The organism is Salmonella sp. SAL03688, from assembly GCF_046551895.1.
Taxonomy (GTDB): Bacteria; Pseudomonadota; Gammaproteobacteria; order Enterobacterales; family Enterobacteriaceae; genus Salmonella; species Salmonella enterica.
The window spans coordinates 103627-122779 of the sequence record NZ_JBGDVI010000005.1; the positions used below are offsets into that span (position 1 = coordinate 103627).

A 19153-nucleotide genomic window follows, 5' to 3' on the forward strand; every position below is an offset into this window, starting at 1 on the left:
CTGAAAAGGCCTGCGAGTATAGCAGAGGGCGCCACGCGACGTCAGGGCGATTAGACGCGGTTCTTCCAGACGGTCTGCACATTACAAAATTCGTGTAAACCAAAGTGTGAAAGCTCGCGACCGAAGCCGCTTTTCTTCACCCCGCCGAATGCCACACGCGCATCGCTGGCGCTGTACCCATTAATGAATACCCCGCCGCACTCAAGACGCGCCGCCATCTCCGCGGCCAGCGTATCGTCGGCGGTAAAGATCGTCGCCGACAGGCCAAACTCACTGTCATTCGCCAGCGCGAGGGCGTGCGCCGCATCTCTTGCAACGGTAATGGCGGCAACAGGCCCAAAAAGTTCCTGACGAAATGCCGTCATGTCAGGTGTGACATCCGCCAGAACGGTCGCGGCATAATAGTTGCCCTCCCCGGCGATTTTCTCCCCGCCCAACAGTAGCCGTGCGCCTTCGGCGACGGAAGCCTGCACCTGTTGATGGAGTTCATCACGCAAATCAAAGCGCGCCATCGGCCCCAGGTCATTCTCTTCAACCAGAGGATCACCCATCTTTAATGCTGCGGCAGCCGCCACAAAGCGATCGGTAAACGCCTGCGCAATGCCCTCTTCGACAATAAAACGTTTGGCGGCGGCGCAGACTTGTCCGGTGTTTTGATAGCGTCCGGCAACCGCGGCTTTTACCGCCAGCTCGAGATCGGCATCATTGAGTACAATAAACGGATCCGAGCCACCCAGTTCCAGTACGCACTTTTTCAGCGCCGCCCCAGCCTGAGCGCCAATCGCCGCGCCGGCGCGCACGCTACCGGTCACCGTCACCGCCGCGATTCGCGGATCGTTAATCATCTGACTCACGCCCTCATTATTGGCGTTCACCCATCCATAGACGCCAGCAGGAGTACCGGCTTCCGTCAAGATTCGGGCTATCATCTGCGCGCAACCCGTGACATTGGGCGCATGTTTTAACAAGTAGCTATTCCCCGCCAACAGTATCGGCACTGCCCCGCGTAACACCTGCCATAAAGGAAAATTCCACGGCATTATCGCCAGGATGACGCCCAGCGGACGGTATTCAATCACCGCCTGCTGATTTTCTACCAGCGTAGGCTCAGGATTCAGCATTGCCGGGCCATGTTCCGCATACCAGTCGCATAACGCGGCGGATTTCGTCACTTCCGCACGCGCCTGCTTTATGGGTTTACCCATTTCACGCGTAATACATTGCGCCATCTCTTCTGCATGAGCGCGAAGCGCCTGACCAATATCGCGTAATGTTTGCGCCCGTTGCGCTACCGATGTCATTTTCCACTTTTTGAAACCGCTCGCCGCCAGACTCAGCGCATGTTCAATCTCTTGCGCGTTAGCCCAGGGCATTGCCGCCAGCGTCTGGCCGGTCGCAGGATTCACGGATAACGCCTGTGTTGCAGTCATCATGGTCATGTTCTTTCTCTCGTTATCAGGGGAGTTGTACCATCATGACGCCCTTTACCCTTTCTGAAAAATGAATAATATTAACCAGACTATTCACGAATTGAGAAAATCATGGACCTGACGCAACTGGAAATGTTTAACGCTGTCGCTCTGACGGGCAGCATCACGCAGGCGGCGGCAAAAGTACACCGCGTTCCGTCCAACCTGACCACGCGTATCCGTCAGCTTGAAGCCGACCTGGGCGTCTCTCTGTTTATTCGCGAAAACCAGCGACTCAGGCTGTCACCAGCCGGGCATAACTTTTTACGTTACAGCCAGCAGATCCTGGCGCTGGTTGATGAAGCCCGTATGGTGGTTGCCGGAGAGGAACCGCAAGGACTGTTTTCACTCGGCGCGTTAGAAAGTACTGCCGCCGTACGTATCCCCGCGCTGCTGGCGGGTTATAACCAGCGTTACCCTAAAATTCAGTTCGCGTTAACGACCGGTCCTTCCGGCGCCATGCTGGATGGCGTGCTCGAAGGAAAGCTGAACGCCGCCTTTATTGATGGCCCGCTAATGCATCCGGGGCTGGAAGGTATACCGGCTTACCAGGAAGAGATGATGATCGTCGCGCCACACGGCCATTCCGTCGTTTCGCGGGCCAGCGAGGTGAATGGTTATAACATCTATGCTTTTCGCGCCAACTGTTCTTACCGACGGCATTTCGAAAGCTGGTTTCATGCCGATGGCGCAACCCCCGGTACGATTCACGAAATGGAGTCATATCATGGAATGTTGGCGTGCGTAATTGCCGGCGCAGGTATTGCGCTGATGCCAGCAAGTATGCTCAACAGTATGCCAGGACATCATCAGGTGGAAGCCTGGCCGTTGGCGGAGAAGTGGCGCTGGCTTAACACATGGCTAATGTGGCGGCGCGGGGCGATGACGCGCCAGCTTGAGGCCTTTATCGAGTTACTTAACGCCCAACTGGCGAGCGTCGACTGAAGACGAAACGGCCTGCGAAGTAAATGAGAAGCAGGTCACAAAATGATTGTCTTTTCGCCAGTAAACGTTTTAAGATCGCGGCCTCACCTTCTCGCAACTAACCCGAAATATTTTTATGACAATCAATCCAGTTTCCCGCAAGGTCGCGTGGCTACGGGTAGTTACGCTTGCTATTGCCGCTTTTATTTTCAATACCACAGAATTTGTGCCGGTTGGTTTGCTGTCAGACATTGCTGAAAGCTTTCATATGCAAACCGCGCAGGTCGGCATCATGCTAACCATTTACGCCTGGGTAGTTGCCGTCATGTCGCTGCCTTTTATGCTTCTTACCAGCCAAATGGAGCGCCGTAAGCTACTCATTTGTTTGTTTGTTTTGTTTATTGCCAGCCATGTGCTCTCCTTCCTGGCATGGAACTTTACCGTGCTGGTCATTAGCCGTATTGGCATCGCTTTCGCCCACGCTATTTTCTGGTCGATAACCGCCTCGCTGGCGATCCGCCTGGCCCCTGCCGGGAAACGCGCGCAGGCATTAAGTCTGATAGCGACCGGCACCGCGTTGGCCATGGTGCTTGGGCTGCCGATAGGTCGCGTTGTTGGTCAGTATTTTGGCTGGCGCACCACCTTTTTTGCCATCGGCATGGGCGCATTAATGACGCTGCTATGTCTGATTAAGCTTCTACCGAAATTGCCGAGCGAGCATTCCGGCTCACTAAAAAGTTTACCTTTGCTATTCCGACGCCCGGCGCTGATGAGCCTCTATGTACTGACCGTCGTTGTGGTGACTGCGCATTACACAGCTTATAGCTATATTGAACCGTTCGTTCAGAATGTCGCCGGGCTCAGTGCGAATTTTGCTACCGTCCTGTTACTGATCCTCGGCGGCGCCGGGATCATCGGCAGCCTCGTGTTTGGTAAACTGGGTAATCGCCATGCCTCGTCGCTCGTCAGTATGGCTATTGCCCTGCTGGTTGTCTGTCTGCTTCTGCTGCTGCCTGCGGCGGATAGCGAAGCGCATCTGGCCATACTGAGCATTTTCTGGGGCATCGCGATTATGGTGATAGGACTCGGTATGCAGGTGAAAGTACTGGCGCTGGCCCCGGACGCGACCGATGTCGCAATGGCGCTATTTTCAGGCATCTTTAATATTGGTATTGGCGCTGGCGCGCTGGTAGGCAATCAGGTGAGTTTGCACTGGTCAATGTCGGCCATCGGCTATATTGGCACCATACCCGCCTGTGCCGCACTGGTATGGGCTGTGCTCATATTCCGCAAATGGCCAGTGACGCTGGAAGAACAACCGTATTAAGACCTTCGTCTGCCGGGAACAGGTTTCCGGCAGACGAAAAATACGCCTTAGTGGTACGTTTTAATAATTTCCAACACGCCGTTGATAATAAATTGCACGCCCATACACACCAGCAGGAATCCCATTAAGCGGGAAATCGCTTCAATCCCCCCTTTACCCACCAGCCGCATAATAGCGCCAGAACTGCGTAAACATCCCCACAGAATCACCGCCACGGCAAGAAAAATAATCGGCGGCGCGACCATAATGACCCAGTCGGGAAACTCACCGCCATGACGTACCGTGGAAGCGGAACTGATGATCATTGCGATGGTCCCCGGTCCTGCGGTGCTTGGCATAGCCAGTGGAACAAACGCAATATTGGCCGTCGGTTCGTCGGCCAGTTCCTCCGATTTGCTTTTCGCTTCCGGCGACTCATGCGCCTTCTGCTGCGGGAAAAGCATTCTGAAGCCGATAAACGCCACGATTAACCCCCCGGCGATCCGTAGCCCAGGGATCGAAATACCGAAGGTGTTCATGACTAACTGCCCGGCATAGTACGCCACCATCATAATAGCGAAGACATAAACCGAAGCCATATAGGACTGCCGGTTGCGTTCCGCACTATTCATATTGCCCGCAAGGCCAAGAAACAGCGCCACGGTGGTCAGCGGATTGGCTAACGGGAGCAGTACGACCAGCCCCAATCCAATCGCTTTAAACAAATCCATCATAATACTATCTCTTACCCATCAGCGTTTCATGAACCGGAAGTATAAAGTGAAATTGCCCAGGCGCGCCATTTCGCCAGTGTGCAAATTAATATCCTCTACAACATATAACCTGTAATTATCAATTAGTTACAAGTTATCACAGCACAATACCCCGGACGCCTTTTAGCAAATCGTGGCATCGGCCAATTCATTTAGTTGACTTATACTTGCCTGGGCAATAGTATCTGACGAAATTAATTACTTGCCGGGGCAACCATTTTGAAAAGCACCAGTGATCTGTTCAATGAAATCATTCCGCTGGGTCGCTTGATCTACATGGTAAATCAAAAAAAAGATCGCCTGTTAAATAACTATTTATCCCCGCTGGATATCACCGCAACACAGTTTAAAGTGCTTTGCTCGATACGCTGCGCGGGATGTATTACCCCGGTTGAACTTAAAAAAGTGCTGTCTGTCGATCTCGGCGCATTGACGCGGATGCTCGACCGCCTGCTGTGCAAAGGCTGGATCGAAAGACTGCCGAATCCTAATGACAAACGCGGCGTACTGGTGAAGCTAACGCCGGACGGCGCGGCAATTTGTGAGCAATGTCATCAACGACCAGGGCAAGACCTGCATCAGGAATTAACAAAAAACTTAACGGCGGACGAAGTGGCAACGCTTGAGTATTTGCTCAAGAAAATTCTGCCGTAGACAAAAAAGAGGTATGACGATGTCCAGACGCAACACTGACGCTATTACTATTCATAGCATTTTGGACTGGATCGAGGATAACCTGGAGTCGCCGCTCTCACTGGAAAAAGTGTCTGAGCGTTCAGGATATTCCAAATGGCACCTGCAACGGATGTTTAAAAAAGAGACCGGTCATTCATTAGGCCAATACATCCGCAGCCGTAAAATGACGGAAATCGCGCAAAAATTAAAAGAGAGCAACGAGCCCATTCTCTATCTGGCGGAACGCTATGGCTTTGAGTCACAGCAAACATTGACCCGGACGTTCAAAAACTATTTTGATGTGCCGCCACACAAATACCGGATCACCAATATGCATGGCGAATCACGGTATATGCTGCCGCTGAACCATGGCAACTGCTAGTTTGTTTATGCGCCACGCGAAGAGCACCATGAAAATGCTGTTTCCCGCCCTGCCGGGTCTGTTACTTATCGCCTCCGGATATGGCATTGCAGAACAAACTTTGTTACCTGTGGCGCAAAATAGCCGCGATGTGATGCTGCTGCCCTGTGTAGGCGATCCGCCAAATGACCTTCACCCCGTGAGCGTGAACAGCGATAAGTCAGATGAATTAGGCGTGCCCTATTATAACGACCAACACCTTTAACCTCTTTGCCCCGTTTTGCGGGGCATTTTTTTAGTACCATCTGGCGATGACAAGTCCGCCGCTATTACCTCGCGGCATGGTCTGAAATTAGCGCTTGTCTTCTTAGTAACATAATGCCTCATCCCCTGACGCGCGCAGTACGGCGCACACGAAATCCAAACACATTGATATAGAGTCCAGCCATAATCAGTACTGCGCCCGCAAGCTGCATCCCGGTCAACGTTTCCCCGAGTAACACCGCGGCGCTCGCCAGCCCGACTACCGGCACCAGCAATGATAACGGCGCCACGCGCCAGGTCTCATAGCGCCCCAGTAACGTGCCCCAGATGCCGTAGCCAAGTATAGTGGCGACAAAAGCCAGATAAAGCAGCGACAATATCGTCGTCATATCGATGGTAATAAGGCTTTGCGTAATGTGATCCGCCCCCTCCAGTAGCAGCGATGACAGCAGGAACGGCAGGATCGGGATCAGCGCGCTCCAGACCACCAGCGACATCACCGCCGGGCGCGGACTATGTTGCATAATTTTTTTATTAAAGATATTGCCGCAGGCCCAGCTAAATGCCGCCGCCAGAGTCAGCATAAATCCCGACATCGCTATATGTTGTCCGTTGAGACTGGCTTCAATCAATACCAGTACACCTATAATCGCCAGGGCGATCCCCGCCAACTGCTTACGTTGTAACCGCTCGCTAAAAACAAACGCCCCCAATGCCATGGTAAAAAAGGCCTGCGCCTGTAATACCAACGACGCCAGTCCTGCGGGCATACCAAACTTTATCGCGCAAAAGAGAAAGGCGAACTGCCCAAAGCTTATCGTTAGCCCATAGCCCAGCAACAGCGTAAGCGGGACTTTAGGCCGGGCGACAAAGAAAATTGCCGGAAACGCCACCAGTAAAAATCGTAATCCTGCCAGCAATAATGGCGGCATATGGTGCAGGCCTACTTTGATGACAACAAAATTGAGCCCCCATACGACAACCACCAGTAACGCCAAAAAACCGTCTTTACGCGACATCATCGGCCCCTGTCATTATTAAAATTTTGTAAAAAGGTAAGTTATCGGAAATCAGTGCGCCATAACAGGACTTTTCTTTTTACCGTGAGCATGGCATTGAACAACACACGATGGGCAAAATCCTGCGTTATGGTATGTTAAGACTACGCTATAGCGTATAAACATCATGCTTTTGCGGGCACGGTAGATTAAAACGTCCCGATACGTAACCTCCATTTCAGGCAGGAAAAATGAATCCAGGATTGAGACGTTCGACGTTGGCTCTACTCGCCTCATCGCTGTTATTGACAATTGGACGCGGTGCCACGCTCCCCTTTATGACCATCTATCTTAACCGTCAGTACGGTTTAGGCGTGGATCTGATTGGCTACGCGCTGACCAGCGCGTTAACGATTGGCGTCGTCTTTAGTCTTGGCTTTGGGATTCTGGCGGACAAGTTTGATAAAAAGCGCTACATGTTACTCGCGATTATCGCCTTCGCCTGCGGATTTATCGCCATCCCAATGGTGCATAATGTCGTACTGGTTGTCCTGCTTTTTGCGCTTATTAACTGCGCCTATTCGGTTTTTTCTACCGTCCTGAAGGCCTGGTTCGCCGATAATCTCACCGCGACAACAAAAACACGGATTTTTTCGCTCAACTATACCGTACTCAATATCGGCTGGACGGTTGGCCCGCCGCTCGGCACGCTGCTGGTGATGCAAAGCATCAATTTACCCTTCTGGCTTGCCGCCATCTGTTCCGCATTCCCGCTGGTCTTTATTCAGGTATGGGTGACACGATCGGTTGCCGCCAGCGAGGGGAAAAATGCCGCTATCTGGTCTCCCTCCGTTCTGCTGCGTGACAAAGCATTATTGTGGTTTACGCTTTCGGCATTTCTGGCCTCCTTTGTGGGGGGCGCCTTTGCGTCCTGTATTTCACAGTACGTTATGGTCGTTGCCGATAGCGGCTTCGCGGAAAAAGTGGTAGCCGTCGTCCTGCCGGTTAATGCGGTTATTGTGGTCAGTTTGCAATACGCCGTGGGCCGTCGACTTACCGCCGTCAATATTCGACCAATGATGACGACCGGCACCGTCTTTTTTATCGCCGGGCTCATCGGATTTATTTTTTCAGGCGACAATCTGTTTTTTTGGGGGCTTTCAGCGGCAGTATTCACGATTGGCGAAATTATTTATGCCCCCGGCGAATATATGTTAATTGACAACATTGCGCCTGCCGGGATGAAAGCCAGCTATTTTTCAGCGCAATCGCTGGGCTGGCTGGGTGCGGCGGTAAACCCGCTGGCCAGCGGCGTCATCCTGACGACGCTTCCCGCCTGGTCGCTTTTCGTTGTCCTGATAATCGCCATTGTGTTCGCCTGGGCACTGATGTTAAAAGGAATGCGGATTACCCCTACGCAACAGGCTATCACCTGCTAATTATCTGCAGCCAGTGATGTGCGCCGTTTCTGGCGCACCGGGTTAACCCTATATATTGCAGGCTAATTATCTGCTGTCACTGCGATAATTCAGGAATATTCCTGGGCGCTGACGAAAATATTCTAATGCTTTACCCTTCCAGTAAAATAAATACGCAATTCAGACTTTGCTTAAGTATAAATTAGTACTATAGTCTGTACGAGGTTTTAAAAAAAGAGGATGCACGCTAAAATAAGGAGAAACGAGATGTTAGGCAATATTAACCTTTTTATCGTTGTATTAGGAATTATTTTATTTTCCGGATTTCTGGCAGCCTGGTTCAGTCACAAATGGGATGATTAATGAACGGAGATAATCCCTCGCAGAGCCGGCCCCTTGCTGCATCGTTGCGCAAGGGGCCGCTTTTGTCTGGATGGCAGGCAAAAAAAACCGCCGGTTCACCAGCGGTAAATGCTTGCATGGATAGATTTGTGTTTTGCTTATACGCTACCGGGCAAATTCTTGCGAGGATAACGGATCGCTAACGACTGTAGCACCGTCAATATCAATGAAGCTTAAACGATACGCAACCAGACCTGAATAAGACATTATGGGACCTTTTGTCCCCCAGGCGCTTTTACAAGACCCATGGTATCAGGCCAGCCGCATGCCCCGTATGGCTGACCTGGATATTGCCGGTTAGCGCGCGTTATTTTTGCAGTCGGTTCACGCGAACAAGCGGTTCCTTCGCTTTCTTGTCCAGACTACCGTTAATGTTGATCATTTGATCCGGCTGAACTTCCCGCCCATCAAATACGGTGGAAGGAATTATCACGTTAATCTCGCCGGATTTATCACGAAATACATAGCGATCGTCGCCTTTATGATCAATAAGGTTGCCGCGCAGCGAAACGGTCGCGCCATCATGCAGGGTTTTTGCCTGTTCGATGGTCATTTTTTCTGCATCATCCGTACCACGATAACCATCCTCAATAGCATGAGGCGGCGGCGGTGCCACGTCTTTTTTTAATCCCCCTTGATCATCCGCTAGCGCGTAAGGCATTATCAGAAAACTTAAAAATGCAGCCACCTGTAGTTTCATGCTCTCTCCTTAATAACGTCTATTTGACGTATTAAGTCTGGCCGCTATTTTTAGTTTTTACAAACATGAATTTACCCACAGAATATTAAGCAATAAAATCAACCCATCCGGATTAATATGCAACCGACATCAGCGCCGGTGAGCGCGAAAGCGTAACGGCGTAATAGAGAACTTGCCACATAGCTGAAGTCATATGCATCAACATCTGGATAGCAATTCAGAATAATCGGCTTTATTTTTTGAGGATAATGGCCTTACGCATAATCAATGACAGTCATCGCCGCAAGAAAGTAAGCAAGTTATGCAACAGCGGGTTTGTTGGTAACTGGATAAAATAATCATTCACTGACAATGTCATAAAATAAATATGCCATACTTGAGAAGAACGAACAGATTTCATTTGTCTCTGTAACGGAAAAATAAACGATGAGATTAGAACAGCACGATATTGTCACCCTTGATGAAGCCGAATCCGTCGATAGCCTGACAAAAAAACTTGGTGATTTACTGGTTAACCAGAAACTCCGTCTGACCACTGCAGAATCCTGCACTGGCGGGAAACTGGCTTCAGCATTGTGCGCAGCAGAAGATACGCCCTCATTTTACGGTGTGGGTTATGTCACCTTTACTGATGAAGCCAAAGCAAAAATCTTACGCGTACAACGCCACAGCCTTGCCGAACATACCGCCGTCAGCGAAGCGGTCGTTACTGAAATGGCACAGGGCGCTAAGGATCAGGCTGAGGTCAATATCAGCATAGCGATCAGCGGCTATGGCGGTCCGGAAGGCGGCGAAGATGGCACGCCGGCGGGCACAGTTTGGTTTGCCTGGAATATTAACAATACAACTTTTACAAGCCGACAACATTTCAACGGAGATTGTCAGGAAGTATTGGAAAAATGCGTACGCTTCGCCCTCGCTGAATTGCTTTTTCTGTTAACGAAGAAAGCATAAACAATAATTTCATCTGACCGGTCAGAATAACTCCCGGTCAGAATAAAAAATGCGAGCCTATGGCCCGCATCGTATGCGCAATATTTCAGAATATATTTACGAAATATCAGGAGTAAAATTAATTGCCGGATTTCCGTCCGCCACTGTGGCTGTTCTGGCCACCTTTTTTACCCGCTTCAGATGCACGCTGTGGGTCGTTTTTAAAGTTCCCACCGCTATGCTGGCCGCCTTTACGACCTGCTTCTGAGGCTTTCTCTTTATCTTCTGCAAAATTACCGGAACCGCCGCGATGTTCTGCCATAATATAATCCTCATGATGATGTTGCGTTTTAAATATGATATGTCTTCTCATATCATGTGATACAGTTCTAAATCTAGTCGCCCTGTGCGCAGTGTCAAATTCATTTCTGCATTATTTACATAATACCACCACATAGCGGAAAATATATTTTTTGAAAACATCAACAGCGAAGCGGTAATAAATCTTTGGCAATCAAGCCACCACGGGGAAATAAGTAGAAAAATCCGAATGCACGCCCTCTTTATATTCAGACAATTTAACCCCATAAATTTAACTGGCTGTCATCAGAAGTGCAGGATTCATTTTCAGGTGGTTGTTCGACAGTGCCGAACAACCGTATCAGCTTACCGATCGAGCCCACGATATTGCAACATGGGGTCAATATGCGGTTCATGTCCACGCCAGGCTGAATAAAGCGTTTCTAAATCAGTACTATTCCCCCGGGAAAGGATAGCATCACGAAAACGTTGCCCGTTTTCACGCGTCAGGCCGCCCTGCTCTACAAACCATTGATAACCGTCATCCGCTAACATTTGCGTCCACAGGTAGGCGTAGTATCCCGCTGCGTAGCCGCCGCCGAAGATATGGGCAAAATAACTGCTGCGATAGCGGGGCGGAACTGCCGGTAAATCAAGATGCTCGGCGGCCAGCGCCTGCTGCTCGAACTCAGCGACAGACTGCTCTGCTACGCTCTCCTCCAGCATATGCCAGCGCATATCCAGCAATGCGGCGCCGAGCAATTCAGTCATATCGTAACCTTTATTAAATAAACTCGCCTTGCGCATTTTTTCCTGTAAATCAGCGGGCATTTTTTCACCGCTGTCGACATGACGCGCGTAGCGTTCGAACACGCGTGGATGGCTCGCCCAATGCTCATTAATCTGGGAGGGAAACTCGACAAAGTCGCGGGGCGTATTGGTACCTGAAAGCGTGGCATAGCGCTGGACGGCAAACAAACCATGTAACGTATGACCAAACTCATGGAAGAGCGTAATAACGTCGTCCCAAAGCAGTAATGCAGGCTGCCCATCAACCGGTTTCTGATAGTTACAAACATTGTATATAACGGGCCGGGTTTCATTGAGTGTGGATTGCTCGACAAAATTCCCCATCCACGCGCCGCCGCTTTTCGAGTCCCGCGCGAAGAAGTCGCCATAAAATAACGCCATGCCGACACCATCGGAATCGAAAATCTCCCATACCCGAACATCAGGGTGATACACCGGAATGTCAAAACGCTCGACGAAGGTGATGCCGAATAGCTGGTTGGCGGTCCAGAAAACCCCTTCTTGCAAGACCGTATTTAAGGCAAAATAGGGCTTCAGTTGCGCTTCATCTAACGCATATTTTTCCCGCCGTACCTGTTCGGCATAGAACATCCAGTCCCAGGCCTGAACGGTGTAGCCGCCCTGCTCACCGTCAATGACGTTCTGAATTTCCGCCTGTTCATTGAGTACACGCTGACGCGCTGGCGGCACAATGCCACGCATAAAGCTCAGTGCGGCTTGCGGCGTTTTCGCCATCTGATCGGCCATTTTCCATGCGGCATAATTGGGGAAACCCAGCAGTTTTGCCTGACAGCGACGAATCTCTACCAGACGCTGAACGATAGCGCGGGTATCGTGGGCATCTCCTTTTTCCGCCCGAGTCCATGACGCTGCGAATAAATTTTCGCGGGTCTGGCGATCGCGCAGCGTAGCAAGCGCAGGCTGTTGCGTCGTATTAAGGAGCGGAATGAACCAGCGCTCCTCCAGGCCTTTTTCACGCGCCGCTTCAGCAGCGACGGTCATTTCTTCCGGGCTTAATCCTGCCAGGCAATGCGCGTCATCGACCGCCAGCCCGCCCGCTTTACTTGCCGCCAGCAGACGCTGATTAAACTGACTCATTAAGGTCGCGGATTCAGTATTCAATACTTTCAGCCGCGCTTTATCCTCTTCGGCAAGCTGCGCGCCTGCCAACACAAAACGCTGATGGATCACATCGACCAACCGTAGCGACTCATCATCCAGCCCCAGTGAGTGACGCTGTTGCCAGACGGCATCCACGCGAGCGAATAACGCGCTATTCAGATAAATATCGTTGGAGAGCGCCGCCAGCTCGGCAGAAAAGACCTCATCCAACCGCTGGAGTTCATCGTTAGTGTGCGCGGCCGTCATCGCGAAAAAAACGCTGGTGACGCGTGACAGAAGCGCCCCGCTTTGCTCCAGCGCCAGAAGCGTATTCGTAAAATCAGGGGCCGCCGGATGATTGACGATGGCCTCGATTTCCACGCGTTTTTGCCGCACGCCCTCATCAAAAGCAGGACGATAATGGCAATCTTTGATCCGATCAAAACGCGGTGCCTGATAAGGCAACATACTCTGGTCTAACAAAGGATTCGTCGACATTTTTCACTCCTGAAAATAGGTTGATCATAAGAGTAAGCTTCCCCCTATGCTGACCGCAACCGTGTTAACCAGGATTACCCTTTCATAAACGCCGCGTGCTATGGTAATACAACACAAAAAGCGTTGAGGAACTGTGTGATGATCGTTTTAGTAACTGGAGCAACCGCAGGGTTTGGCGAGTGCATTGCACGCCGTTTTGTTGAGAATGGACATAAAGTCATTGCCACGGGACGTCGTCATGAACGCCTGCAAGCGTTAAAAGATGAGCTTGGCGAGAACGTATTGACCGCCCAACTGGACGTGCGCAACCGCGCGGCCATCGAAGAGATGATGGCCTCTCTGCCTGCGCAGTGGCGCGATATTGATGTGCTGGTCAATAACGCCGGTCTGGCGCTGGGTCTTGAACCGGCGCATAAAGCCAGCGTAGAAGACTGGGAAACTATGATCGATACTAATAATAAAGGCTTAATTTATATGACCCGCGCCGTGCTGCCAGGAATGGTCGAACGTAATCGCGGTCATATCATTAACATCGGTTCAACCGCCGGCAGTTGGCCTTATGCTGGTGGCAACGTCTATGGCGCGACGAAAGCCTTTGTGCGCCAGTTTAGCCTGAATTTGCGCACGGATTTACACGGCACGGCGGTTCGCGTGACCGACATTGAACCGGGTCTGGTTGGCGGTACCGAGTTTTCCAGCGTCCGTTTCAAAGGCGACGATGAGAAAGCGGGTAAAACCTACGAAAATACCACCGCGCTCACGCCAGAAGACATTACCGAAGCGGTATGGTGGGTGGCCACACTCCCCGCGCATGTGAATATTAATACCGTTGAAATGATGCCTGTTACCCAATCCTTCGCAGGGCTCTGCGTCCACCGTAGCTAAGGGGTTATACCCGGTCTGCGGGCCGGGTAATCCCTGGCAAACGTATCTGCAACCAAGAACATGATCGGTATAGACCACCACGGAAAAGTGGTAGAGTATCCGGGTCAACCGCCTAAAAAGTAAGAATGAATGACCGTCGAAACGCAGCTTAACCCTACACAGCCTGTCAACCAGCAAATTTACCGTATTCTTCGGCGTGATATCGTGCATTGCCTGATCCCGCCTGGCACGCCGCTATCAGAAAAAGAGGTCTCAACCCGTTTTAACGTTTCGCGTCAACCGGTGCGCGAGGCTTTTATAAAGCTGGCGGAAAATGGGTTGATTCAGATCCGCCCTCAGCGCGGTAGTTATGTGAATAAGATTTCGCTTTCTCAGGTACAGAATGGCTGCTTTGTTCGGCAGGCAATCGAATGCGCGGTGGTCCGCCGTGCGGCGGCGATGATCACCGACAACCAGTGCTATCAACTGGCGCAAAACCTGCACCTGCAACATATTGCCATCGAGCGCAAACAGATTGATGATTTTTTCCAGCTTGATGACGATTTCCACCAAAAGCTGGCGCAGATCGCCGATTGCCAGTTAGCGTGGGATACCATTGAAAATATCAAAGCGACAATCGACCGGGTTCGCTATATGAGTCTGGATCATGTTTCTCCGCCGGAGATGTTGTTGCGCCAGCACCATGATATTTTCTCCGCGCTGGAAAATCGTGACGGCAATGCGGTTGAGAGCGCAATGACCCAGCATTTGCAGGAAATTAGCGAATCCGTTCAGCTTATCCGTCAGGAAAACAGCGGCTGGTTTAGCGAAGACTAACCCCCTTTAACGTCAGGGTGAGACGCCTTCTCCGCTTTCTCACCCTGCACATTCCCGCCTAAAAAGCCGTGAGCTTGATCAAAAACAAAAAAAATCCGCAACGATAAGCGTATTTATATGTCGCCCGTCATGCGGGGAAACCTGCGGGCTTTGGCAGTAAGTTTGAAAGGAGAAAACACCATGATGACATACGATCGTAACCGTAACGCAATCACTACCGGTAGCCGGGTCATGATAAGCGGCACGGGTCATACCGGGATTATCAAAGCCATTGAGAGCGAAGGTCTGGATGCAGGTCAAATTCGCCGCGGCAAAACGGTGATTGTCGAAGGTTGTGAAGGTAAATTCGCGCCGGTCGAACTGATTCGTCTTGGCATGAACTGATACCACTGGCCGCTAAGAACCGCTCCGGCCTTCCCGGTAGCATAATGCTACCGGGTCTCTGTTGCGCTACTTCAACCGCTCGGCATATTTCGCCACGCTCGCTTTCGCGCCATATGTCAGTAAACTGTCATAGGCTTCTTGCACTTTTTGCGTAAACCGCGCCGCCTGCGGCAAATCGTTGCCGAAAATTTCAGCCATTCCCAGCAGCGCCTTAACACGACTGGCGCCTTCTTCACTGTTTGCCACGGCGCGCTGAATAACCGGCAATAGCGGATCGCTAATGTCGATGGCCTTGCCCTGTTCATCCACGCCGCCAACGTAACGCATCCACCCCGCCACGCCCAGCGCCAGCAAATCAAAATCGCTATGATTAGCAAGATGCCAGCGAACGGAGTCCAGCATACGCTGCGGAAGTTTCTGGCTACCATCCATCGCAATCTGCCAGGTACGATGACGCAGCGCCGGATTACAGTAACGCGCAATCAACTGATCGGCATAACGCTGTAAATCTACCCCCTGGACTTTCAGCGTTGGCGCCTGCTCGCGTAACATTAACGCCTGCGCGGTCAGACGATAGTTGTCGTCAGCCATGCAGTCATTAATATGCTGATAGCCGGCAAGATACCCCAGATAAGCCAGGAATGAATGACTGCCGTTAAGCATTCGCAGTTTCATCTCTTCAAACGGAACCACGTCGGCGACCAACGTCGCGTCCGCGTTTTCCCACTGCGGACGCCCCGCCACAAACGTATCTTCTATCACCCACTGACGAAACGGTTCGCAGGCGACGCCCGCCGGATCGCGCACGCCGGTCAGTTGTTCGATTTTATCCAGCGTCTCCGGCGTGACCGCAGGGACAATCCGATCAACCATGGTTGACGGAAATGTCACGTTTTGCTCGATCCATATCGCCAGTTCCGCATCCACCTCCCGGGCGTAAGCCGTCACAACCTGACGCGTCACATGCCCATTTTCCGGCATGTTGTCGCAGGACATCACGGTAAATGCCGGTAAGCCTGCGGCTTTACGACGCGCTAACGCTTCGACAATAATACCCGGTGCCGTTAGCGGTTGATGCGGATTTTGCAGGTCGGCGGCAATCATGGGATGTTCCAGCAGAAGTTGGCCCGTGGCTGGCGAATGACAATACCCTTTCTCGGTAATGGTCAGAGACACAATCGCTATTTGCGGTTCGCACATCGCCGCCAGCACACGTTCCAGACCATCAACCTGAACATGCAACGCCGCTTTGACGACGCCCACCACACGCGCCGTCCAGGCTTCCGCCGACATCTCCGCCACTGTATAGAGGTTATCCTGCTGCTTTAGATCGGCAATCTGCTGTTCGCCGCCAATAAGATTAACCTCATAATAGCCCCAGTCGCTATGCTGCTCCGCAGCCAGAATATCTGTATAAACCCCCTGATGCGCGCGATGAAACGCGCCAAAACCGAGATGGACCATCCGCGCCGCCAGCGCCGCGCGATCGTAATCAGGAAGCGTCGCCTTTGCCGATAAAAGCCTGTTTTGCATTTTATAACCTCTATATTCTGAAAGCGGAGCAGTCGCAGGGTAACGCCTGCCCTGGTGCATTTGGATTTACGCTAATTAAACAAAAGTGACCGGACAGCATGGCCGAAACCGCATTAGCGTTCCGGCCATACCGTCGACACGATTTAACTCGTCTGGGTTGCGGAGTGGCGTAACTTCTCTGCCGCTGTCGCTTCCGCCGCATCCTCAGGCAAACTCAGGTCGCGATCTCTGACCTCCGGCATCAACAGCGCAGAAATCAGACCAATACACGAGTAGAGCACCAGCATAATTAAGATGGGCAGCCAGGAATCGGTCATGTTACAAAAGATCCCCGCAAGAACAGGGCCAAAGCCAACCGCCACCAGGCCTCCTGCCTCTTTTGAAATCGCCATCCGGGTGAAGCGATTACGCGATCCGAAAATTTCCGCCATGGTGATGTTTTCCAGCGCAAATAATCCCAGCACGGCAAAGTTATGAATAACAATGAGCGCCGCCATAATTACGCCAGGGCTATACGTTTTATCTACCACAATAGACAGCATCGGCCAGGCGAGAATAATCGCGGAGATATTCAATATTATATACGGCAGCCGACGACCGTATTTATCGGACAACCACCCCAAGAGTGGGATAGTGATAAAACCAATTACGGAACTTATCATTAACGCATCGGTTGGGATAGATTTGTTAAATAATAACGTCTGAACTAAATATCCGGCAAGGAAGGTTTGAATAAGCCCGGAATTCCCCGCCTGCCCAAAACGTAAACCGGTGGCCAGCCAGAAAGATTTGCTGGTAAACATCGCGCCCAATGTATTTTCTGACGCAGGCGTTAACGCTGGCGATTTTTCGCCTTCGCTTACTTTTTCGAATACCGGACTTTCTTTCAGATTCATTCGCAGCCAGATCGCGAATATCATGACAACGACGCTCGCCAGGAAAGGAATACGCCATCCCCAGGCGATCAGTTGTTCGCGTTCAAGCGCAAAGAACATCACCGCCCAGATCGCCGTCGCGCTCAACGTACCGCAGTTGGTGCCCATCGCGACCAGCGAGGAAATGATGCCACGCTTTCCTTTCGGCGCATACTCGGCCAGCATGGTACCCGCGCCGGAAATTTCCGCCCCGGCGCCCAACCCCTGTATAATTCGCAATGTCACCAGTAATACTGGCGCAAAAATGCCGATTTGCGCATACGTCGGCAGTACGCCAATCAGCGTGGTGCAGATCCCCATCATGGTGATGGTAATAAACAATACTTTTTTTCGTCCGATGCGGTCGCCCATTTTACCAAAAACAAAGGCGCCGATAATTCTGGCTATATAACCTGCACCATAGGTGCCCATTGCCAGAATAAGCGCCATCGCGGCAGACTGTTCCGGAAAAAATATCTCATGGAAGACCAGAGCCGCGCCTAGTGAATATAACTGAAAATCCATAAATTCAAGCGCGGTGCCTAACCAGCCAGATACGGCAGCGCGCACTAAATCCTGAGTCGATCGTTCATGCTTTATTTGTGTCATATAGGCAATCTCTAAGAGGTAAGATGCGTACCACTTACTCGCAATTATTTATATTATTTCGCAAACGTGAGTAAGACTTTGCAGCATTGACGCTGGTCTTTCTCGAAAAGCTCAATCGCGTCGGTGACATGTTGATAATCAAATGTATGCGTTATCAGCTTATCCGGATCAATAAGCCCTTTATTCAGCCAGTCAATCACGACCGGGAATTTATTGGCATTAAGACGCGATGAATAAATAGCCAGCTCTTTTCCGGTAATACCCTGCTGTACAATCTCACACGGGTCGCTGGAAAATCCCATCAGGACAATGCGTGCCGCAGGCGATGCAAGGGTAATCGCCTCTTGCAGGATAGCGGGATGACAGGCGGCATCGACAATCAAGGTCGGCTTTAGCGCCTTCTGCTGTAGAAATTCCGCCAGTGAATGTTGACCATTATTGAGGGTCCAGTCAGCGCCGCTCTGCTTCGCCATCGCTAAACGCTCTTCAATGCGATCAACGACTATGACCGTTTTAACCTGATAAACCCCCTTCAGCGCCTGTACGGTCGTCAGTCCCATCGGGCCAGCGCCATAGATAAGCGCCACGTCCTGCTCGGTTGGATTCACCTGCCCCGTCACATTTGCCGCAATGGTAAACGGCTCAACCATGACGGCATGATGATCTGCGATGTTGTCCGGTATGCGATGAGCATTACGGGCCGGCGCCACCGCATACTCGCTGAAACCGCCGTCACGATGCACGCCCAGCACCACCAGCGAGGTACACACATTGGGTTTACCGACTGAACAAGGGTAACAATGCCCGCAACTGATCACCGGATCGACGGATACCCGTTCTCCTATCCGGTCGCGATTGACGTTGTCGCCTACCGCGTCGATGACACCGAAAAATTCATGGCCTATGACACGGGGATATTTTGCAAAGGGATTATGTCCCCGATAAATATGACTGTCGGAACCGCAGATACCCGCCAGTTTCACTTTAATGCGAACTTCACCCGGCGCAGGCTGCGGAAGCGCGCGCGTTTCGATAGTTAATGTATTCGGTTTTTCGATTACGATGCTTTTCATTTTTCGC

At 51.3% G+C, this 19153-nt stretch carries 20 protein-coding genes; 11 read left to right on the forward strand and 9 right to left on the reverse strand.

Annotation, left to right across the window (positions count from 1 at the left end; all coding sequences use genetic code 11):
* Positions 1 to 50: 50 nt before the first annotated feature.
* The gene (gene sad, locus ACLJR2_RS06950) at positions 51 to 1439 is read right to left on the reverse strand and encodes a succinate-semialdehyde dehydrogenase (protein WP_000178413.1); all 1389 of its coding nucleotides are present in this window, start codon (positions 1437 to 1439) and stop codon (positions 51 to 53) included.
* 102 nt (positions 1440 to 1541) lie between these two features.
* Here sad and ptrR point away from each other — a divergent pair, with 102 nt between their 5' ends.
* On the forward strand, positions 1542 to 2414 hold the full coding sequence (gene ptrR, locus ACLJR2_RS06955; RefSeq protein WP_000366539.1) for a putrescine utilization regulator PtrR: 873 nt from the start codon (positions 1542 to 1544) through the stop codon (positions 2412 to 2414).
* A gap of 115 nt (positions 2415 to 2529) precedes the next feature.
* A complete protein-coding gene (locus ACLJR2_RS06960) occupies positions 2530 to 3720 on the forward strand; it encodes a sugar transporter (protein WP_000154622.1) in 1191 nt (396 codons plus the stop codon).
* 47 nt (positions 3721 to 3767) lie between these two features.
* On the opposite strand, the gene ACLJR2_RS06965 is transcribed toward ACLJR2_RS06960, so the two are convergent.
* Positions 3768 to 4433: a MarC family NAAT transporter gene (locus tag ACLJR2_RS06965; protein ID WP_000968968.1), complete on the reverse strand. Its 666-nt coding sequence runs from the start codon at positions 4431 to 4433 to the stop codon at positions 3768 to 3770.
* A gap of 258 nt (positions 4434 to 4691) precedes the next feature.
* On the opposite strand from ACLJR2_RS06965, the gene marR reads away from it, so the two are divergent.
* The 3 genes from marR to marB are packed head-to-tail and all read left to right on the forward strand — an operon-like array spanning position 4692 to position 5773.
* Positions 4692 to 5126 (forward strand): multiple antibiotic resistance transcriptional regulator MarR, encoded by a 435-nt coding sequence (gene marR / locus ACLJR2_RS06970; RefSeq protein ID WP_000843434.1) that lies wholly within the window; start codon positions 4692 to 4694, stop codon positions 5124 to 5126.
* 19 nt (positions 5127 to 5145) lie between these two features.
* Entirely contained in the window at positions 5146 to 5529 is a 384-nt protein-coding gene (gene marA / locus ACLJR2_RS06975; protein ID WP_000091193.1) for an MDR efflux pump AcrAB transcriptional activator MarA, read from the forward strand.
* A gap of 28 nt (positions 5530 to 5557) precedes the next feature.
* The gene (gene marB, locus ACLJR2_RS06980; RefSeq protein ID WP_000783049.1) at positions 5558 to 5773 is read left to right on the forward strand and encodes a multiple antibiotic resistance protein MarB; all 216 of its coding nucleotides are present in this window, start codon (positions 5558 to 5560) and stop codon (positions 5771 to 5773) included.
* Between the two features lie 118 nt (positions 5774 to 5891).
* On the opposite strand, the gene eamA is transcribed toward marB, so the two are convergent.
* A complete protein-coding gene (gene eamA, locus ACLJR2_RS06985) occupies positions 5892 to 6794 on the reverse strand; it encodes an O-acetylserine/cysteine exporter (RefSeq protein ID WP_000987753.1) in 903 nt (300 codons plus the stop codon).
* A 227-nt stretch (positions 6795 to 7021) separates the two neighbouring features.
* On the opposite strand from eamA, the gene ydeE reads away from it, so the two are divergent.
* Together ydeE and mgtS are read left to right on the forward strand one after the other, a co-directional pair.
* Positions 7022 to 8209, forward strand: coding sequence for an efflux MFS transporter YdeE (gene ydeE / locus ACLJR2_RS06990; protein WP_001068056.1), 1188 nt, complete (start codon positions 7022 to 7024; stop codon positions 8207 to 8209).
* 246 nt (positions 8210 to 8455) lie between these two features.
* Positions 8456 to 8551, forward strand: a complete 96-nt coding sequence (mgtS, locus tag ACLJR2_RS06995; RefSeq protein WP_000901355.1) for a protein MgtS — start codon at positions 8456 to 8458, stop codon at positions 8549 to 8551.
* Positions 8552 to 8897: 346 nt separating this feature from the next.
* Here the strand turns inward: mgtS and ACLJR2_RS07000 are convergent, their stop codons facing one another.
* Entirely contained in the window at positions 8898 to 9290 is a 393-nt protein-coding gene (locus ACLJR2_RS07000; RefSeq protein WP_000776350.1) for a YdeI family stress tolerance OB fold protein, read from the reverse strand.
* A 426-nt stretch (positions 9291 to 9716) separates the two neighbouring features.
* Between ACLJR2_RS07000 and ACLJR2_RS07005 the strand changes: the two genes are divergently transcribed.
* On the forward strand, positions 9717 to 10244 hold the full coding sequence (locus ACLJR2_RS07005; protein ID WP_001235357.1) for a 2-oxo-tetronate isomerase: 528 nt from the start codon (positions 9717 to 9719) through the stop codon (positions 10242 to 10244).
* 118 nt (positions 10245 to 10362) lie between these two features.
* Here the strand turns inward: ACLJR2_RS07005 and ACLJR2_RS07010 are convergent, their stop codons facing one another.
* Positions 10363 to 10545 (reverse strand): general stress protein, encoded by a 183-nt coding sequence (locus ACLJR2_RS07010; protein ID WP_000807642.1) that lies wholly within the window; start codon positions 10543 to 10545, stop codon positions 10363 to 10365.
* 344 nt (positions 10546 to 10889) lie between these two features.
* Positions 10890 to 12932, reverse strand: coding sequence for a peptidyl-dipeptidase Dcp (gene dcp / locus ACLJR2_RS07015; protein WP_001534059.1), 2043 nt, complete (start codon positions 12930 to 12932; stop codon positions 10890 to 10892).
* Positions 12933 to 13070: 138 nt separating this feature from the next.
* Between dcp and ydfG the strand changes: the two genes are divergently transcribed.
* The 3 genes from ydfG (at position 13071) to ydfZ (ending at position 15017) form a co-directional block, all read left to right on the forward strand.
* Entirely contained in the window at positions 13071 to 13817 is a 747-nt protein-coding gene (ydfG, locus tag ACLJR2_RS07020; RefSeq protein ID WP_000636563.1) for a bifunctional NADP-dependent 3-hydroxy acid dehydrogenase/3-hydroxypropionate dehydrogenase YdfG, read from the forward strand.
* Positions 13818 to 13946: 129 nt separating this feature from the next.
* Positions 13947 to 14633 (forward strand): GntR family transcriptional regulator, encoded by a 687-nt coding sequence (locus ACLJR2_RS07025; RefSeq protein WP_000215562.1) that lies wholly within the window; start codon positions 13947 to 13949, stop codon positions 14631 to 14633.
* A gap of 180 nt (positions 14634 to 14813) precedes the next feature.
* On the forward strand, positions 14814 to 15017 hold the full coding sequence (ydfZ, locus tag ACLJR2_RS07030) for a putative selenium delivery protein YdfZ (RefSeq protein ID WP_000989267.1): 204 nt from the start codon (positions 14814 to 14816) through the stop codon (positions 15015 to 15017).
* Between the two features lie 66 nt (positions 15018 to 15083).
* Here the strand turns inward: ydfZ and ACLJR2_RS07035 are convergent, their stop codons facing one another.
* From ACLJR2_RS07035 to ACLJR2_RS07045, 3 genes are all read right to left on the reverse strand, one after another.
* Positions 15084 to 16550 (reverse strand): mannitol dehydrogenase family protein, encoded by a 1467-nt coding sequence (locus tag ACLJR2_RS07035; RefSeq protein ID WP_001534069.1) that lies wholly within the window; start codon positions 16548 to 16550, stop codon positions 15084 to 15086.
* A gap of 143 nt (positions 16551 to 16693) precedes the next feature.
* Positions 16694 to 18073, reverse strand: coding sequence for an MFS transporter (locus ACLJR2_RS07040; protein WP_000192118.1), 1380 nt, complete (start codon positions 18071 to 18073; stop codon positions 16694 to 16696).
* A gap of 53 nt (positions 18074 to 18126) precedes the next feature.
* Positions 18127 to 19146 carry a Zn-dependent oxidoreductase gene (locus ACLJR2_RS07045; protein ID WP_000836494.1) on the reverse strand — a complete coding sequence of 340 codons (1020 nt, stop codon included), beginning with the start codon at positions 19144 to 19146 and terminating at the stop codon, positions 18127 to 18129.
* Between the last annotated feature and the right edge of the window lie 7 nt (positions 19147 to 19153).

Coding starts and splice junctions, on each gene's coding strand:
- ACLJR2_RS07040 (WP_000192118.1), bottom strand. CDS start 18,073: ATGACACAAATAAAGCATGAACGATCGACTCAGGATTTAGTGCGCGCT.
- dcp (WP_001534059.1), bottom strand. CDS start 12,932: ATGTCGACGAATCCTTTGTTAGACCAGAGTATGTTGCCTTATCAGGCA.
- ydeE (WP_001068056.1), top strand. CDS start 7,022: ATGAATCCAGGATTGAGACGTTCGACGTTGGCTCTACTCGCCTCATCG.
- ydfZ (WP_000989267.1), top strand. CDS start 14,814: ATGATGACATACGATCGTAACCGTAACGCAATCACTACCGGTAGCCGG.
- eamA (WP_000987753.1), bottom strand. CDS start 6,794: ATGATGTCGCGTAAAGACGGTTTTTTGGCGTTACTGGTGGTTGTCGTA.
- ydfG (WP_000636563.1), top strand. CDS start 13,071: ATGATCGTTTTAGTAACTGGAGCAACCGCAGGGTTTGGCGAGTGCATT.
- ACLJR2_RS07045 (WP_000836494.1), bottom strand. CDS start 19,146: ATGAAAAGCATCGTAATCGAAAAACCGAATACATTAACTATCGAAACG.
- ACLJR2_RS07035 (WP_001534069.1), bottom strand. CDS start 16,550: ATGCAAAACAGGCTTTTATCGGCAAAGGCGACGCTTCCTGATTACGAT.
- ACLJR2_RS06965 (WP_000968968.1), bottom strand. CDS start 4,433: ATGATGGATTTGTTTAAAGCGATTGGATTGGGGCTGGTCGTACTGCTC.
- ACLJR2_RS06960 (WP_000154622.1), top strand. CDS start 2,530: ATGACAATCAATCCAGTTTCCCGCAAGGTCGCGTGGCTACGGGTAGTT.
- mgtS (WP_000901355.1), top strand. CDS start 8,456: ATGTTAGGCAATATTAACCTTTTTATCGTTGTATTAGGAATTATTTTA.
- sad (WP_000178413.1), bottom strand. CDS start 1,439: ATGACCATGATGACTGCAACACAGGCGTTATCCGTGAATCCTGCGACC.
- ptrR (WP_000366539.1), top strand. CDS start 1,542: ATGGACCTGACGCAACTGGAAATGTTTAACGCTGTCGCTCTGACGGGC.
- ACLJR2_RS07000 (WP_000776350.1), bottom strand. CDS start 9,290: ATGAAACTACAGGTGGCTGCATTTTTAAGTTTTCTGATAATGCCTTAC.
- ACLJR2_RS07005 (WP_001235357.1), top strand. CDS start 9,717: ATGAGATTAGAACAGCACGATATTGTCACCCTTGATGAAGCCGAATCC.
- ACLJR2_RS07010 (WP_000807642.1), bottom strand. CDS start 10,545: ATGGCAGAACATCGCGGCGGTTCCGGTAATTTTGCAGAAGATAAAGAG.
- ACLJR2_RS07025 (WP_000215562.1), top strand. CDS start 13,947: ATGACCGTCGAAACGCAGCTTAACCCTACACAGCCTGTCAACCAGCAA.
- marA (WP_000091193.1), top strand. CDS start 5,146: ATGTCCAGACGCAACACTGACGCTATTACTATTCATAGCATTTTGGAC.
- marB (WP_000783049.1), top strand. CDS start 5,558: ATGAAAATGCTGTTTCCCGCCCTGCCGGGTCTGTTACTTATCGCCTCC.